Below are 15,710 nucleotides of genomic sequence, written 5' to 3' on the forward strand. Positions count from 1 at the left end.
CCGTACCGAAGGCGGCGGCCCCCTGATCCCCGGGGCCGCCGCCTTCGCCGTACCCGGGCACCGGCCGGGCCGCCAACCCGCCCGCCCCGCGATGAACGCCGCCGCCCCGTTCCACGTCTACGCAACCGTGCCCCCTGCCGAACTCACCCTGATCCAGCGCGCGGACACGGCCACTCGGCGGAACCACCCCCTCCGCCAGCTGTACCGACGTCATCGCGTCCCCCTGCTGGCCACGCTGTCGACGCTCCCCCTCTACGCCGTGTGGTGGGCGTTCCTCGCCACCGGCGGCGGGGACCTCGCCGCCCAGTACGCGTGGGCCGGGTTCGCCGCACGGCACGGGGACTCCGCGTACGGCCTCTTCTGGTACGGCGGGATGCACACCGCCAACTACAGCGTGCTCTCGCCGTACCTCATGGCCGCCCTCGGGGTCCGGACGGTCACCGTGCTCTCCGGGGTCGCCGGCGCGTGGCTCGCTGCCGTCCTCGTCCAGCGGAGCCCGGTGCGAAGACCCCTCGGCCCCGCTCTCCTCGCCTCCCTCGGCCTGTGGTGCAACGTCGCCTCCGGGCGGACCACGTTCGCCCTCGGGGTCGCCTTCGGGCTGGCCGCCTGCCTCTTCCTCACCGGCCGGAAGCGGCTGGTGCTCACCGCCGGGTACGCCGCCCTCGCCACCATGGCGTCGCCGGTCGCCGGGCTGTTCCTCGCCGTCGTCGGGGCCGGTTTCCTGCTCGACCGGCGGCCGGCCCGCGCGCTCGTCCTGCTGCTCCCGCCCGCCGCCGTGGTGGGGGCGACCAGCCTGCTGTTCCCCTTCGACGGCGAGCAGCTCATGCCGGCGGGCCGCATATGGCCGCCCGTGCTGCTGGGCCTGGCCGTCACCGCGCTGGCCCCGCCCGCCTGGCGCGTGGCACGGTGGAGCGGGGTCGTCTACGCCGCGGGGACCGTGCTCGCCTACCTCGTCCCCTCCCCCGTCGGCACGAACATCGAGCGGTTCGCCGAGTACGCCGCACCGGTCGTCCTCCTCGTCGCCCTCCTCGCCCAGCCCGGCCTGCGCGCCCTGCGCCGCGGCCTCCTCGTCGCCGTCCTGGTCTTCTCCGTCGGCTGGACGGGGCAGAAGACCGCCGACGACCTGACGGTCTCCACGGCCGTGCCCGCATGGGCCGCGAACACCCATGGGGTCGTGCGTGCCCTCCACGGGCTCGGCGCGGACCGCACCCGCGTCGAGGTCGTGCCCGCACGCAATCACCGCGAGGCCGTCGCGCTGGCCCCGCACGTGCCGCTCGCGCGGGGGTGGAACCGTCAGCTCGACATGGAGCGGGCCCGGCTGTTCTACGACGGTTCGTTCTCCGCGGCGACCTACCGCGCGTGGCTGGACCGGTGGGCGGTCGGGTTCGTCGTGCTGCCCCGTGCGAGGCCCGACGGGTACGCCGCGGCGGAGGCCCGGCTGGTGCGCGACGACCGTCCCGAGTGGCTCGTCCCCGTCTGGCGGGACGCCCACTGGCAGGTCTTCCGCGTACGGGACGCCGTGCCGCTCGTCTCCGCGCCGGGGACCGTCGTACGGACCTCCCGCGCCGACCTCGTCCTGCGGGTGTCCCGGCCGGGTCCGGTGACCGTGCGGATCGCGTACTCGCCCTGGCTGCGGGCCGACGGCGGATGTCTCTCCCGCGCGGGCGGGTTCACCCGGCTCACGGTGTCCGCGCCCGGCGAGTACCGGATCAGCTCGGAGTACGGTCCTTCTCCCGTACCACCGGGCCGCTGCTGACCTCGGTGGCGACGGTCGCCGTGACCGCGCGGGCGCGCGGCCCCTGGAACAGGTACGCCAGCCCGAAGCCGGCGCCCACGACGATCGCGCCGCCCACCGCGTCCAGCACCCAGTGGTTTCCGGTCGCCACGATCGCGGCGGCCGTGCACAGCGGGTGGAGCAGGCCCAGCGCCTTCATCCAGGTCCTCGGCGCGATGATCGCGACGATCAGACCGCACCACAGCGACCAGCCGAAGTGCAGCGACGGCATCGCGGCGTACTGGTTGGTGAGGGCGGTGAGGGTGCCGTAGTCCGGCTCGGAGAAGTCCTGCACGCCGTGGACCGTGTCGATGATGCCGAGCGTCGGCATCAGACGCGGCGGGGCCAGCGGGTAGAGCCAGAAGCCGACCAGGGCGAGCAGCGTGGTGAAGCCGAGAGCGGCGCGGGCCCAGCGGTAGTCGACGGGGCGGCGCCAGTACAGCAGGCCGAGCACGGTCAGCGGGACGGCGAAGTGGAACGACGTGTAGTAGAAGTCGAAGAAGTCCCGCAGCCAGCCGACCTTCACCACGGCGTGGTTGACGGCGTACTCGATGTCCAGCCGGAGCACGCGCTCGAGGTCGAGGATCTGGTGCCCGTGCTCCTCGGCCCGCGCCCGGCCGGCCGAGTTGCTGCCGCCGGTGGCCGCCAGCCGCACCTTGGAGTAGGCGGCGTAGGTGACGCGGATCAGCAGCAGTTCCAGCAGGAGGTTGGGACGGGTCAGCACCCGGCGCAGGAACGGCACCAGCGGGACGTGCGGGAAGCGGGCCGGGACCGGTGGGGCGTACCGGGTCGGGACCGGCCTGTCGAAGTACGGCGAGGTGGTGGAGAGGAACGGTACGAAGGTGGCGGCGGCGAACGCGGCGAGCAGCACGACGTTGTCCCGCACGGGGTACAGGAATTCCACGTTCGGCAGCATCATCTTGGCGGGCAGCGTCATCACCAGGACGACGGTGACGGGCCACACCGGCCGGTCGGAGGCGCGGCTGCCGACCCGGCCGACGACGGTGAGCAGCATCCACAGCAGTTGGTGCTGCCAGGCGGTCGGGGAGACGACGACGACGGCGCAGCCCGTGACGGCGACCGCGAGGAGCATCTGCCCGTCGTGCGCGTAGCGCACGGCCCGGCGCAGGCCGAGTGCCGCGACGGCCGCGCCGAGCAGCAGGAACAGGCCGATCTCGAGCGGCCCTTCGAGGCCGAGCCGCAGCAGGGCGCCGTGCAGGGACTGGTTGGCGAGGCCGTCGGCCCGGCCGCCGAGGCCGACGCCGGCCATGTGGTGCACCCAGTAGGTGTGGGAGTCGCGCGGCATCGCGGCCCAGGCGAGGGCGGTGCTCGTGGCGAAGGTGACGCCCGTACTGAGGGCGGCCGGGCGGCGGCCGGTGAGCCACAGCAGCGGAGCGAACAGCAGCAGGGTGGGCTGGAGGGCGGCGGCCGCGCCGATCAGGACGCCGCAGGTGCGCTGTCCGCGCGCGACGAAGCAGCCGACCAGGACCAGGAGGACCGGGACGACGCTGGTCTGGCCGAGCCAGAGGGTGTTGCGCACCGGCAGGGACAGCATCAGCAGGCTGACGGCGATCGGCGCGGCCAGCAGCGCGGTGCGCCGCCCGACCGGCCGGGGCAGGGCCCGCACGGCGACCAGGCCGAGGGCGACCACCAGCAGCAGCGTGCCGAAGGTCCAGCCCCAGCCGAGGGCCTGTTCGGCCGACCGGGTCAGGGGTTTGAGGACGAGCCCGCCGAAGGGGGTGCCGGTGAACCGGGTGGAGTCGTAGAGCGAGCCGTTGACGTGCAGCACACCCTCGGGCCCGACCCAGGTCTCCAGATCGGTCAGCCGTTCCCCGCGCGGGCTGCCCAGGACGACGGCCACCTGCCGTACGGCGAGGACGGCGGCGAGCAGCCACAGTCCGAGGCGGGCCGCGCGAAGGCGCGCCCCGGTGCCGCCGACGGCCGTCGCACCCAGTGCTTCCCCCGGTCGCCCGCTGTGCTCCGCATTCACCACGCCTCGTCGGCCTCCCACCCCGGTCGTTCCCCACGTTGTGCGTGCGGGGGATCACTCAACGGACCCGTGCGGCCCGCACCCCCCGTACGAAGACGCAGGCAACCCCTGCTTCACCTGTCGTCCGTCCCGCTTTTGTCCGAATGACGATAGTCCGCGAGGGGCCCGGTTGCCCGTCGCGGACGCGAGATGACTCGCAGAAAGACGCGGCCGAGGACTGCGGACCGGGCCCTGCGCGCCTGCCCCATGACGGCGGCGGCCGTGATCGCGGGTGCGCGGTGTGGCGCGTGCCCGAGTCGGCGGGACGCCCGCTGCCCGGTTCGCCCCGGCGCCGGAGGCGGGGCGGGAGACCGGCCCACGACCGTGACCGGGACCGGGACCAGCACCGCGACCGGTGGCGGGGGCGGCGCCGCGACCGTGACCGCGACCGGGACCGGGACCAGGGACGGCTCCGCGACCGAGTGGGGAGCCCCGGACCGGACACGCTCGGGGTCGGCGGGAATTCCCTGTCGGGCGACCGGCGCGCCACTATCTTCGTTGGCGACGCCAGTTGAGAGCCTGACCGGCCCGACGGAAGGTACAGGTGCATGAGCGAGTCGCAGCTCTGGCACGAGGTGGACGACTACTTCGCCGCCCGCCTCGCGCCCGACGACGAGGCCCTGGCGGCCGCCCTGCGCGACAGCACGGCCGCCGGTCTCCCGCCCATCGCCGTCGCGCCCAACCAGGGCAAGCTGCTCCAGTTGCTCGCGCAGATGCAGGGAGCCCGCCACGTCCTGGAGATCGGCACGCTCGGCGGCTACAGCACCATCTGGCTGGCGCGCGCCCTCCCGGCCGACGGGCGGCTGATCACCCTGGAGTACGACCCCTGGCACGCCGAGGTCGCCACCCGCAACATCGCCCGCGCGGGCCTGGACAGGATCGTCGAGGTGCGGGTGGGCGCCGCCCTGGAGTCGCTGCCCGGCCTGGCCGACGAGAACCCGCCGCCGTTCGACCTGGTCTTCATCGACGCCGACAAGGCCAACAACGCGCGCTACGTGGAGTGGGCCCTGAAGCTCACCAGCACCGGCAGCCTGATCGTGCTCGACAACGTGGTCCGGGGCGGCCGGGTCGCGGACCCCGACAACACCGACCCCGACGTGGTGGGCACCCGCGCCGCCCTCGACCTGATCTCCGCACACCCGCGGCTCAGCGGCACGGCGGTGCAGACCGTCGGCACCAAGGGCTACGACGGATTCGCACTGGCCCGCGTCCTGGAGTGAGGCCGGCCGCGGGACTCACACCTCGTGGTAGAAACCCACGTTGACGCTGCGCGGGGCGGCGCGGTCCAGGATGACGACCTCGCCGCTGCCGCCCCGGGGCAGCGGCACGGTCCCGCCGTACGGGACCGGGTGGGCGTAGTCCCCGAGGCTCAGTCGGACCTCGGAGGACGGCTCGGGCAGCGAACCCCGCAGCCAGGTCAGCTGCCAGGTGCCGTCCTGGCCGCACCGGAACTCCAGGTGGACCCGCGAGACGAACAGCCAGTCGTCCGGCGTCGCGAGCCGGCACGCCGACCGGTCCCGGCCCACCCGCAGCACGGCACCCGGCTCGCTGGGCGCGTCGGCCATGAGCATGCCGGCCGTGGCACCCGCTTCCGCCGCGGACACGGCGGCCATGGTGAGTTCGAGCACGTGCGCTCCTCCTGAGACGTCCTGGCGGGCCGAGCGACACCCGGACCCGTCGGCCGGAACGGCCTTGAGCGGCGGCCGGTTCGACTCGCTGCCGCCGCATGATAAATCGCCCGGCCGTGCGGCGTCCGGCACAATGGCTGCATGACCGAGCGGAAGCCGCCCGGCGTCGACTTCGGAACCTGGGCGGAGAAGCAGATCCGGGACGCGGCGGCACGGGGCGAGTTCGAGCGGTTGCCGGGGGTGGGCAAGCCGCTGCCCCGCGAGGTCGAGGCCACGTACGACGAACTGTGGTGGGTCAAGCGGAAGATGGCCCGCGAGGGGATCTCGATGCTGCCGCCGGCGCTGGCCCTGCGCAAGGAGGCCGAGGACGCGCTGGCGGCGGCCTACGCGGCGCCCTCGGAGCGGGTGGTCCGGAAGATCCTCACGGACATCAACGCCAAGATCCGCGACATGATGTTCAAGCCGCCGCCCGGCCCCCCGCTGGGCAGGAAGCCGTACGACGTCGAGGACGTCGTACGGCAGTGGCGGGAACGCCGGGCGGCGGGCGGGTCAGACCTGTAGCAGCCGCTCCGCCAGCTCGCGGTAGTCCCGCAGGGCCAGGCGCAGCTGCTCGGTGTCGGTCGCTGCGGCGGCCCCGCCCGCACCGGCCGCCTGCCAGGAGCGGCGCAGGGTGCGGCGCCGCTCGGTCACCGCGTCGGCGAAGCGCGCGGTGATCTCCTGGAGCACGTGATCGGCCTCCTCCACGGCATCGCGCGGCGCGTCGACGAACCCGGCCACCGCGTGCTGCAACTGCGCGGCGAGCTTGTCGGTGTCGTCGTGGGACAGGAGGCGGGAGCCGATGCCGGTGCCCGTGCCGTCGTGGCGGGGCTCGTGACCGACCGGCATGTCCCCGGTGGCCACGGTGTCGGCGGCGCCCGGGGTGCCGGTGGGGTCGCCGCCCGTGGCGCGGGCGCCGGCCGGCTGCGGCTGTGCGGCCGACCGGGGCTCCTCGCCACCGGTGCCGGGGGCGGTGCCGCCGGTCCCGGGGGCCGGCTCGCGCCTACCGAAGGCGCGGGTGCCGTCGCCGGAGCCGGAGGGGCCGGTACCGGTGCCGATGCCGGTGCCGGTGCCGGTGCCGGTGCCGGTGCCGATGTCGGGTGCGTCGGCGGCGGTGCGGTCGCGCTCGGGGGGCAGTTCGTCGCCGGTGCGCCGGGTCAGGTCGGACATGCGGCTCAACTCTCCTTCGCCTGGTGCCGGTGGAAGAGCGACGGCGCGTGCCCGCGCCCGGACTTCCGGCGTTCGCCGTCCGTCGTGACGGCGCGGTGCCGTCCGCCCTCGTGGTGGGACGGCTGGACCAGATCCTCGAACAGGGCGCGGGCGTCGACCATGGCCTCGCGCATCTCCTCGGTCCCCGCGCCGTCAGCGTGCGCCTGCGCCACGCGGTGCACGCGCCGGTAGCCCTCGACGTGGTGGGCGTGGTGCACCGACAGCGCGGCGAGCTGCTCCTCGTAGCGCCCGCCGTCGGGGAAGCCCCGGGCGCCGGCCACCTCGGCGATCAACCGGTCCGCCTCGGCCACCGCGTCCTGCGGCGAGTCGACGAACCGCTCCTGCACGGCCGTCCAGCGTGCCTCGTACTGCTCCCGCTCGGCGGGCTCCAGCGGCCGTGCCCGAAGGTCGCCGTGGCGCTCCACGCGTTCGGTGAGCTCACGCTCGGCCGCCTTGGTGTCGCCGTCGTGCCGGGCGACGGCCCGGTCGTACTCGGGCCCGAAGCGCCGCTTCAGGTTCGTGCCGTGCCGCGGGCCACGGGCACGCAGGGTCAGAACGGCCGCGACGACAACGACCGCAACAATCACGATCAAAGCAATGATCAGGCCTGTGGACATGGGTGCCTTCCGGAGTCTGGGCCCAACCGGCTCTCCTCGCAAGCCGGCCTGCCGATACGGGTTGCCCGCAGTCCCACCGCCAAACGGCCCCCGGATGCGCCGGACCCGGCGTGTCGATCCGCGCCCCGCCCGGTCGACGCAAGGGTGAAGGTGCGCAGAAGCGCCCCGATCGATCCAGGAGGTCGTCATGAGCGAGGTCGTCGCCCAGCTGTCCATGTCGCTCGACGGGTATGTCACCGGGCCCGACCCGGGGCGCGCACACCCCCTCGGCGTCGGTGGGGAGCGGCTGCACGAGTGGGTGTACGGGCTGCGGTCGTGGCGGGCGGCGCACGGCCTCGACGGTGGCGCGGGCGGTCCGGAGGACGAGCTGGTCGCCGAGTGGACGGCCCGGCCCGGCGCCGTCGTGATGGGCCACACCATGTACGTCTGCGGCGAGGAGCCGTGGGGCGACAACCCTCCGTTCCACATGCCCGTCCACGTCGTCACCCACCATCCGCGCGAGACGCTGGTGAAGGAGGGCGGCACCGCCTTCCACTTCGTCACCGGGGGCCCCGAGCGGGCGCTGGCCCTCGCCCGGGCGGCGGCGGGCGACCGGGACGTGTCGCTGGCGGGCGGGGCGGACCTCGTGCGGCAGTTCGTCCGGGCCGGTTGGCTCGACGAGCTGCTGCTGCACATCGTGCCCGTGCTGCTGGGCGGCGGGCGGCGGCTGTTCGACGGGCCGCTGGACGGGCCTGCGGGCACGCCCGTGGAGTGGCGCAGGACGCAGGTGTTGGACGGGACCGGCGCCACGCATATTCGGTTGCGCACCCGGTGACGGCTGCCCGCAGAATGCGGTCATGACCTGGACCGTCGCCCCGGAACCGTACGACTCCCCCGTGGCCGCCGCCCTGTGGCGGGCCTACTACACGGAGGTCAGCGACCGCTGGTACCTGCTGCACGAGGGACGCCGCACCGACCCGGCGGAACTGGAGCGCGAGATCGCCGCCCGGCCCGGCACCGACCTGGCGCCGCCCCGGGGCCTGCTGCTGGTGGCGCGGTACGCGGGCGAGCCGGCGGGCAGCGCGGGCATCCGGCTGCTGGACGAGTCGACCGCGGAGCTGACCCGGGTGTTCCTGTACGCGGGGCTGCGCGGCAAGGGCGGCGCGGCGCTGCTGGTGCGGGCCGCCGAGGAGGCGGCCCACGCGTCCGGCGCCACCCGGATGATCCTCGACACCCGCGGCGATCTCGTGGAGGCCCGCGCCCTGTACGCACGTCTCGGCTACACGGAGACCGCCCGCCACAACGACGACCCGCACGCCGAGCACTGGTTCACCAAGCCCCTCACCCGGCCGGCGGCCGGCCGGGGGCGGGGCCCGGTGTCACCGCGCGGAGCCGCACGGCCGAGGTGAGCCCACAGCCCCGCTCGCACGATGCGCACGCGGCACCCGTTGGGCACCCCGGCACCCCCAGTGACTCACCCCACCGCCCGCCGTCTCCTGCCGCTCCGTCATGCCGTGCGCGTCCCCGGCCGTGAAGACCTCCCGTGCTTCCGTGTCCCCACCATCGTGATCGGTGTGACCCGGTATGGCCTGTTGGGTCCCCGCGGAAGTCCACATTCCGGGGGCGCCCGGACCGGGGTGTGGAGATGATCTGCATAATCTCTGGAGTTCGTGAGGGGGGACGCAGCGTGGAACAGCCGAACGGGATGCCGTGCCCGGAGTGCGGTGCGCCCAGGAACCGGGACAACACTCCCTCCTGCACCTGTGCTCTGCGCGCGTCCGACGCCCTGCGCGACGCCCGCACGGCCGAGGCGGCGGCGGCCGAGGACTTCGACCCGCTGCGGATCCGGCCGTACGTCGAACTGAGGGGCCGCAGGGGGCGCACGCCGGCCGACGCGGCCCCCGAGGCGCGTGGTGAACACGTCAACGACCCCGCGGACGGGGGCTGTTCACTGACCGAGCCGGGCCCTGCCGGGCAGACCCCGCGGTCGCCCGGCGCCCGGGGCCCCGCGCAGGCGGCCGACGCCACCGTGCCCCTGCGCGCCGTCGCACCGGGCGGACCGGGAGCCCCGGACCCGGTCCCCGGGACATCCGGTGCCGAGGACGCCACCTCCGTGCTGCCCACACCGCTGGCGCCCTCGGCGGCCCGGCCGAGCGACACCGATCTGCACCTGTTCGAGGCCGCGCGCCCGGCCGGGACGGGTCCCGCCGCGCCGCAGACGGGGGCGGGCGGCGGCGACGGGACCGGCGGGGGGCCGTCGCGCCGCCGACGGCGTGCCGCGTTGCTGGTGACCGCCGGGGCCGTCGTCGCGGTGATGGGAGCGGCCGGGCTGGCGAGCGGGCTGTTCGCCTACGAGACGCCGTCACGCGACAGCGCGCTGCCGGACGACATCAGGGCCCGCGTCCCGGACCCCGCGTCGGTCGTGCCCTCCGCGGTGCCCTCGGCGAGCGCGTCGCCCACCGCGTCGGCGTCCGCCTCCTCCTCGGCCTCGCCGTCCGCGAGCGCGAGCCCGTCGGCCTCGCCGTCCTCCTCGGCGTCCAGCGCCTCCCCGAGCCCTTCGGCGACCGCCGAGCCGTCCGACACACCGACGACCTCCGTGCCCACCGGCACCCCCGCGCAGTCCGACGAGGGGCGTGAGGACTCCGGCCCCGTGCTGCGGCGCGGGGACCGGGGTGGCGAGGTGGCCGAACTCCAGCACCGGCTGCGGCAGCTGTACCTCTACAACGACGAGATCAACGGCAACTTCACACCTCCCGTCGAGGACGCCCTGCGCAACTACCAGTGGTCCCGCGGCGTACGGGGCGACGAGCTCGGCGTCTACGGCCCGGAGACCCGCTCCCGCCTGGAGTCGGAGACGCGGGAGCCGTAGCCGGCGGCGGGCGGCGCGGGCGCCGTTGGCCGGAGACCCGGGAGCCGCAGCCGAAGCCCGGGGGCCCAGCCGGGGCTCGGGAGCCGCAGGCGGCGGCGCGGGTGCCTCTGGCCGCACGCGGAAGCCGCAGCCGGAGCCCGGGAACCGCAGCCCTGGCCACGGGAGCCGCAGCCGACGACGCGGGCGCCGTCAGCCGGAAACGCGGAAGCCGCAGGCGGAGCCAGGGGAGCCGCAGCCGAAGCCCGGGAGCCCAGCCGGGGCTCGGGAGCCGCAGGCGGCGGCGCGGGTGCCTCTGGCCGCACGCGGAAGCCGTAAGTCGGAGCCCGGGAGCCGCAGTCGGCGGTGCGGAAGCCGTGCGGGGAGTGCGGAGCACGGGAGTCGCAACGGGAGCGCGGGGGCCGTGACGGAGCCCGGAAGCCGCGACGGCCGCCGCTTCGCGTGCGGGCCCCCGGGCCTCACCGGCGCTGCGCGTCCGGGTCCTCGCCCTCTGTGACGGACAGCCGGATCGTCCCGTCGTCCGCCGCCTCCACGCGCACCCGGGTCAGGTCGCGCACGACCACGTCCGGTGCGTGGACGGCGGCCCGCGGCCCGATCCCCACGACCTTCATCCCGGCCGCGCGCCCCGCGGCGATGCCCGCGCCGGAGTCCTCGAACACCACGCAGTCCTCGGGGGCGACGCCCAGTTCCGCCGCACCCTTGAGGAAGCCCTCGGGGTCCGGCTTGCTCGCGCCGACGGACTCCGCGGTGATCCGCACCTCGGGCAGGTCCAGCCCGGCGGCGGCCATCCGCGCGGTGGACAGCGCGACGTCGGCGGAGGTCACGAGCGCGTGCGGCAGGCCCGCGAGCGAGGCGAGGAACGCACGCGCCCCGGGGATCTCGACGACGCCGTCGGTGTCCGCCGTCTCCTCGGCGAGCATGCGGGCGTTGTCCGCGTGGTTCTGCGCCATGGGCCGGCCGGGCAGCAGCAGGGCCATCGAGGCGTATCCCTGGCGGCCGTGCACCACCTTCATGACCTCGTCCCCGTCCAGCCCGTGGTGGTCGGCCCAGCGCCGCCAGACGCGCTCGACGGAGGCGTCGGAGTTGACGAGGGTGCCGTCCATGTCCAGCAGGAGGGCGCGGGCGGTGAGTACGGCGGTGGCCGTCATCGGCAGCTCCAGGGCGCGGAGGGGAGGCGGGCCGGGCGCGGGGCCCGGGCGGAACAAGGCGGCCCCGCCCGCCGGTCAGGGAAAACGGGCGGGAGCCACTTTGTTCATCCACGGTACAAAACAAACCGGTCCTCGCGCCACCGCAGGCGCCGGTTTTCGCCGACCGTTCACCATCCGCCGGCCCGCGCCCGCCCCGGCGGGCGGCATCACGCGGTGACCGCCTCCCACAGGCTCCACACCCCGAGGCCCAGCATCAGCAGCGCCGCGATCTGGGTGATCAGCCGCAGCGGCACCTTCTTCATCAGCGCCTTTCCGCCGACGATGCCGAGCGCGGCCACCGACCACAGGGCCAGCACCGCACCCAGGCCGACGGAGAGCGGGTCGTCGTAACGAGCGGCGAGGTTGGCCGTCATGATCTGCGTCAGATCACCGAACTCGGCCACCAGGATGAGCATGAATCCGGCACCGGAGACCTTCCAGAAGGACTGGTTCTCGGGCTTGCGGACCTCCTCCTCGTCCTCGTCCTTCTTGAACAGCAGCATCGCCGCGCCGCCCAGGAAGAGCACACCCGTGAGCGCGTGCACGATCTGCTGCGGCAGCAGCGTCAGCACGCTTCCGGCCGCCACCGCGAGCGCCACGTGCAGCGTGAAGGCGGCGGCGACGCCGGCGAAGACGTAGGAGGCGCGGTAGCGGGTGCCGAGGACGAGGCCGGCGAGCGCGGTCTTGTCCGGCAGTTCGGCGAGGAAGACGACGCCGAAGACGACGGCCGTCACGGTCAGGCTGATCACGGTTCCTCAATCGGTCGGGGCCGCCCCACCGAGAGTGTTGTGCGATCCACGGGACACCTCGGCGCGGCAGCACACACGGGACCCGTGCCGTACGGCACGGGCGTGCACTGCTTTGCCGAAGGTCTCGCCGGCCGACCCCGCGGGTACGGGGTCCGCCTCCGGGCGCCGGCTCAGGCGGGCTGAGCAGTATGTCGACGGTCCGGCGAAGGGCTACTCCCCTTCTGCGCCCCCCATGGTACGCGAGCCCCGAACGCACCGGTGGACACCCGTGCGCCCCCGCCCCGGCATAGACGTGTCATGCACACGTCACTACCTTCTTACCGAGGACACACCCGTCCGCAACTCGGCGTGGTGAGTATTCCCCTGCTCATCTTCCCAACGCCCCCATCCCACAAGGAAGTTCACACATGAACAGATTCTACGCGCGTCGACGACTCGGCACGGTCGCGGCGATCACCGCCTTCATAGCCTCCGTCGGGCTGTTCAACGGCCCGAGCGCCTCGGCCGCGCTGCCCACGCCGATCAGCGGCGCCACCGCCCGCAGCTACCTCGCCACGCTCACCGTGGCCACCGAGGACCGCACCGGCTACAGCCGGGACCTGTTCCCCCACTGGATCACCATCAGCGGCTCCTGCAACACCCGCGAGACCGTCCTCAAGCGCGACGGCGCCAACGTGCAGACGGACTCCTCCTGTTACGCCACCAGCGGCAGCTGGTACTCCCCCTACGACGGCGCCACCTGGTACGCCGCCTCCGACGTCGACATCGACCACCTGGTGCCGCTCGCCGAGGCCTGGGACTCCGGCGCCGACTCCTGGACCACCTCGCGCCGCCAGGCCTTCGCCAACGACCTGACGCGCCCTCAGCTCCTCGCGGTCACCGACAACGTGAACCAGGCCAAGGGCGACCAGGATCCGGCGACCTGGATGCCCTCGCGCACGGCCTACCGCTGCACCTACGTCCGTGCCTGGGTGCAGGTGAAGTACTACTACGGCCTGTCCGTCGACTCGGCCGAGAAGTCCGCGCTCCAGAGCCACCTCGCGAACTGCTGAGTGCGGAAATCTCCCCGCTGACCTCCGTCGTTCCGTACCGTACGGGGCGACGGAGGAAGGGGTCACCATGACCGGACTGCGCCTCGGGCCACTGCTCAGGTACGTCGACGGCACGTCCGCGACCATCTGGGTCGAGACCGCCCGCCCCGGCACCACCGAGGTGCGCTGCCCGGGCGGGGCCGGCGGCAGCGCCGGCACCTTCCAGGTCGCCGGGCACCACTACGCCCTGGTCCCGGTCACCGGCCTGACGCCGGGCACGGCGACGCCCTACGAGGTGTTCCTCGACGGCACCCGCGTATGGCCGCTGCCCGAGGACCCCTACCCCTCCCTGCCGCCCTCCGTCATCCCCACCCCCGGCGGCGACACCGTGCGCGTCGCCTTCGGCTCCTGCCGCTGGGCCGCCCCGCCCACCGGCGAGCACGACCCGGTGGGCCCCGACGCGCTGGACACCCTCGCCGCCCGCATCGCCGCCGACCCCGGCGGGGAGCGGCCCGACGTCCTGCTCCTGCTGGGCGACCAGGTGTACGCCGACGAGACCTCCGACGCCACCCGCGCCTGGCTGGCCGCCCGCCGCGACCTGGGCGACCCACCCGGCAGCCAGGTGGCGGACTACGAGGAGTACACCCACCTCTACTACGAGTCCTGGCTCGACCCCCAGGTGCGCTGGCTGCTGTCCACCCTCCCCACCTGCATGATCTTCGACGACCACGACGTGATCGACGACTGGAACACCTCCGCGTCCTGGGTCGAGGACATGCGGGCCACCTCCTGGTGGCGTGAGCGGGTGCTCAGCGGCCTGACGTCCTACTGGGTGCACCAGCACCTCGGCAACCTCTCACCCCGGGAACTGGCGGCCGACGCGCTGTACGCCGCCGTCCGGGAGACCCCCGACGCGACCGACCTGCTGCGCGCCTTCGCCGCCCGGGCCGAGGCCGACGCGACCTCCGTGCGCTGGAGCTACCGGCGCGACTTCGGCCGGGTCCGCGTGCTGATGGTGGACAGCCGCGCCGCGCGCGTCCTGGAGGAGGGCAGTCGCTCCATGCTGGACCCGGGCGAGGCGGCCTGGGTCCGCGAACAGGCGCTCGACGACCGGGGCTCCTACGACCACCTCCTGATCGGTACGTCCCTGCCCTGGCTGCTCCCCCACCTGGTGCACGACATCGAGGCGTGGAGCTCCGTGCTGTGCCGCGGCGACAAGGGCCCGCGCTGGGCGCGCCTCGGGGAGAGGCTGCGGCGCGGGGCGGACCTGGAGCACTGGGCGGCGTTCCCCGAGTCGTTCGACGCGCTCGCGGACCTGATCGCGGAGGCCGGCACGGGGCCGGACGCCCCGGCGACGGTGTGCGTGCTCTCCGGGGACGTCCACCACGCCTATGTGGCCGAGGCGGGTCGGCCGGGTGCCGCGTCCGACGCGCGCGTGGTGCAACTGACCTGCTCCCCGGTGCACAACTCCATTCCGCTGTCGATAAGGCTCGGCTTCCGCTTCGGCTGGAGCGCGAGCGCCCGCCTCCTGGGCCGCGCCTTCGCCCGGCACGGCGGCTGCGGGCGGCCGTCGGTCGGCTGGCGCAGGACGGGCGGGCCCTGGTTCGGCAACCAGCTCATGACGCTGACCATGCGCGGGCGTTCGGCGATGCTGCGGCTGGAGCACGCGGTGGCGGGCGAGGAGGGTGCACGGCTGCGGACGGTGACGGAGACCGAGTTGAGCCGCTGAGCACCGCGAAAACCCATTGCGAACAGGACCCTGACACGGTGTGGGGTCCGTCACGTCGTTGAGGGCGGGACGGGCCGCTTCCGTACGCACCGGGAGTGGCCGTCGGGCGCCCATCGGGTCGGGGGCGCCCCCATGGCCGAATGTTGAACTTGCAAGTATGGGTTAGGGAGACCTAACGTGGGGCCATCGACTCGGTTCCGTTTCCACCGGACCGGCCCCGCCGGGTCGGACCCGACCGAAGGAGACCCGCCACATGACCGGCTTGACCGGGCGCCTCGACGGCGCACAGCCGTATGCCCTCGGACTGTTCCGCATCGTCGTCGGACTGCTCTTCGCCTGCCACGGCGCCGTCGCCCTGCTCGGCGTGCTCGGCGGCGTGGACGGCAAGGGCGGCACCGTCGCCACCGGCACCTGGCCCAACTGGTACGCCGCCGTGATCGAACTCGTCGGCGGCAGCCTCGTGATGCTCGGCCTCGGCACCCGGGCCGCCGCGTTCGTCTCGTCCGGCGCCATGGCGTACGCGTACTTCAAGGTCCACCAGCCCGAGGCGCTGTGGCCCCTGCAGAACGACGGCGAAGGCGCGGCCCTGTACTGCTGGGCCATGTTCCTGCTGGTCTTCACCGGCTCCGGGGCCTTCGGCCTGGACCGGCTGCTCTCCCGGCGCACGGCGGCGGAGGAACGACGACCGGCGGACAAGAGCCCGGTCACGGCCTGAACGCACACCGCACCGTGCCCTCCCCGCCCGGGGAGGGCACGCGTCGTTCCGGAGGAGACGGATGCCCCTGCCGGGAGGGCAGGCGGCTTCCCGGCAGTACCCGCCACCTGCCTCGACCCGGCGAACGCGGGGCTCCGGACACCCGAACACCGCACGAACCC

The 15,710-nt window shown here is 74.3% G+C and carries 15 protein-coding genes; 9 read left to right on the forward strand and 6 right to left on the reverse strand.

Annotated features, from left to right (window positions below; all coding sequences use genetic code 11):
* Positions 1-91 precede the first annotated feature (91 nt).
* On the forward strand, positions 92-1,756 hold the full coding sequence (locus ACFYOV_RS02285) for a hypothetical protein (RefSeq protein WP_389081716.1): 1,665 nt from the start codon (positions 92-94) through the stop codon (positions 1,754-1,756).
* Here the strand turns inward: ACFYOV_RS02285 and ACFYOV_RS02290 are convergent.
* A complete protein-coding gene (locus tag ACFYOV_RS02290; protein ID WP_389081718.1) occupies positions 1,710-3,767 on the reverse strand; it encodes a phosphatase PAP2 family protein in 2,058 nt (685 codons plus the stop codon). The genes ACFYOV_RS02285 and ACFYOV_RS02290 overlap by 47 nt on opposite strands.
* A 584-nt stretch (positions 3,768-4,351) precedes the next feature.
* Here ACFYOV_RS02290 and ACFYOV_RS02295 point away from each other — a divergent pair.
* Positions 4,352-5,023 carry an O-methyltransferase gene (locus ACFYOV_RS02295; protein ID WP_389081720.1) on the forward strand — a complete coding sequence of 224 codons (672 nt, stop codon included), beginning with the start codon at positions 4,352-4,354 and terminating at the stop codon, positions 5,021-5,023.
* 15 nt (positions 5,024-5,038) lie between these two features.
* Here ACFYOV_RS02295 and ACFYOV_RS02300 read toward each other — a convergent pair whose 3' ends face one another.
* Entirely contained in the window at positions 5,039-5,431 is a 393-nt protein-coding gene (locus ACFYOV_RS02300; protein WP_389081722.1) for an FHA domain-containing protein, read from the reverse strand.
* A 141-nt stretch (positions 5,432-5,572) separates the two neighbouring features.
* Between ACFYOV_RS02300 and ACFYOV_RS02305 the strand changes: the two genes are divergently transcribed.
* The gene (locus ACFYOV_RS02305) at positions 5,573-5,992 is read left to right on the forward strand and encodes a DUF1992 domain-containing protein (protein WP_389081725.1); all 420 of its coding nucleotides are present in this window, start codon (positions 5,573-5,575) and stop codon (positions 5,990-5,992) included.
* Here ACFYOV_RS02305 and ACFYOV_RS02310 read toward each other — a convergent pair.
* Both ACFYOV_RS02310 and ACFYOV_RS02315 read right to left on the reverse strand, forming a co-directional pair.
* A complete protein-coding gene (locus tag ACFYOV_RS02310) occupies positions 5,981-6,637 on the reverse strand; it encodes a hypothetical protein (RefSeq protein WP_389081727.1) in 657 nt (218 codons plus the stop codon). The genes ACFYOV_RS02305 and ACFYOV_RS02310 overlap by 12 nt on opposite strands.
* A gap of 5 nt (positions 6,638-6,642) precedes the next feature.
* The gene (locus ACFYOV_RS02315) at positions 6,643-7,293 is read right to left on the reverse strand and encodes a hypothetical protein (RefSeq protein ID WP_389081729.1); all 651 of its coding nucleotides are present in this window, start codon (positions 7,291-7,293) and stop codon (positions 6,643-6,645) included.
* 187 nt (positions 7,294-7,480) lie between these two features.
* Between ACFYOV_RS02315 and ACFYOV_RS02320 the strand changes: the two genes are divergently transcribed.
* From ACFYOV_RS02320 to ACFYOV_RS02330, 3 genes are all read left to right on the forward strand, one after another.
* Complete coding sequence (locus tag ACFYOV_RS02320) at positions 7,481-8,107, forward strand: dihydrofolate reductase family protein (protein ID WP_389081732.1); 627 nt, start codon at positions 7,481-7,483, stop codon at positions 8,105-8,107.
* 22 nt (positions 8,108-8,129) lie between these two features.
* Entirely contained in the window at positions 8,130-8,681 is a 552-nt protein-coding gene (locus tag ACFYOV_RS02325; protein ID WP_389081734.1) for a GNAT family N-acetyltransferase, read from the forward strand.
* A gap of 278 nt (positions 8,682-8,959) precedes the next feature.
* On the forward strand, positions 8,960-10,141 hold the full coding sequence (locus tag ACFYOV_RS02330) for a peptidoglycan-binding protein (protein ID WP_389081736.1): 1,182 nt from the start codon (positions 8,960-8,962) through the stop codon (positions 10,139-10,141).
* Between the two features lie 455 nt (positions 10,142-10,596).
* Here the strand turns inward: ACFYOV_RS02330 and ACFYOV_RS02335 are convergent, their stop codons facing one another.
* Both ACFYOV_RS02335 and ACFYOV_RS02340 read right to left on the reverse strand, forming a co-directional pair.
* Entirely contained in the window at positions 10,597-11,286 is a 690-nt protein-coding gene (locus ACFYOV_RS02335; RefSeq protein ID WP_389081738.1) for an HAD-IA family hydrolase, read from the reverse strand.
* A gap of 206 nt (positions 11,287-11,492) precedes the next feature.
* Positions 11,493-12,074, reverse strand: coding sequence for a TMEM165/GDT1 family protein (locus tag ACFYOV_RS02340; protein ID WP_389081741.1), 582 nt, complete (start codon positions 12,072-12,074; stop codon positions 11,493-11,495).
* Positions 12,075-12,481: 407 nt separating this feature from the next.
* Between ACFYOV_RS02340 and ACFYOV_RS02345 the strand changes: the two genes are divergently transcribed.
* The 3 genes from ACFYOV_RS02345 (at position 12,482) to ACFYOV_RS02355 (ending at position 15,549) form a co-directional block, all read left to right on the forward strand.
* Positions 12,482-13,126, forward strand: a complete 645-nt coding sequence (locus tag ACFYOV_RS02345) for an HNH endonuclease family protein (protein ID WP_389081743.1) — start codon at positions 12,482-12,484, stop codon at positions 13,124-13,126.
* A gap of 67 nt (positions 13,127-13,193) precedes the next feature.
* Positions 13,194-14,834: an alkaline phosphatase D family protein gene (locus ACFYOV_RS02350; RefSeq protein WP_389081745.1), complete on the forward strand. Its 1,641-nt coding sequence runs from the start codon at positions 13,194-13,196 to the stop codon at positions 14,832-14,834.
* A 262-nt stretch (positions 14,835-15,096) separates the two neighbouring features.
* Positions 15,097-15,549 carry a DoxX family protein gene (locus ACFYOV_RS02355; protein ID WP_389082432.1) on the forward strand — a complete coding sequence of 151 codons (453 nt, stop codon included), beginning with the start codon at positions 15,097-15,099 and terminating at the stop codon, positions 15,547-15,549.
* The last annotated feature ends 161 nt before the right edge of the window (positions 15,550-15,710 follow it).

This window comes from Streptomyces sp. NPDC005931 (assembly GCF_042871235.1).
GTDB lineage: Bacteria > Actinomycetota > Actinomycetes > Streptomycetales > Streptomycetaceae > Streptomyces.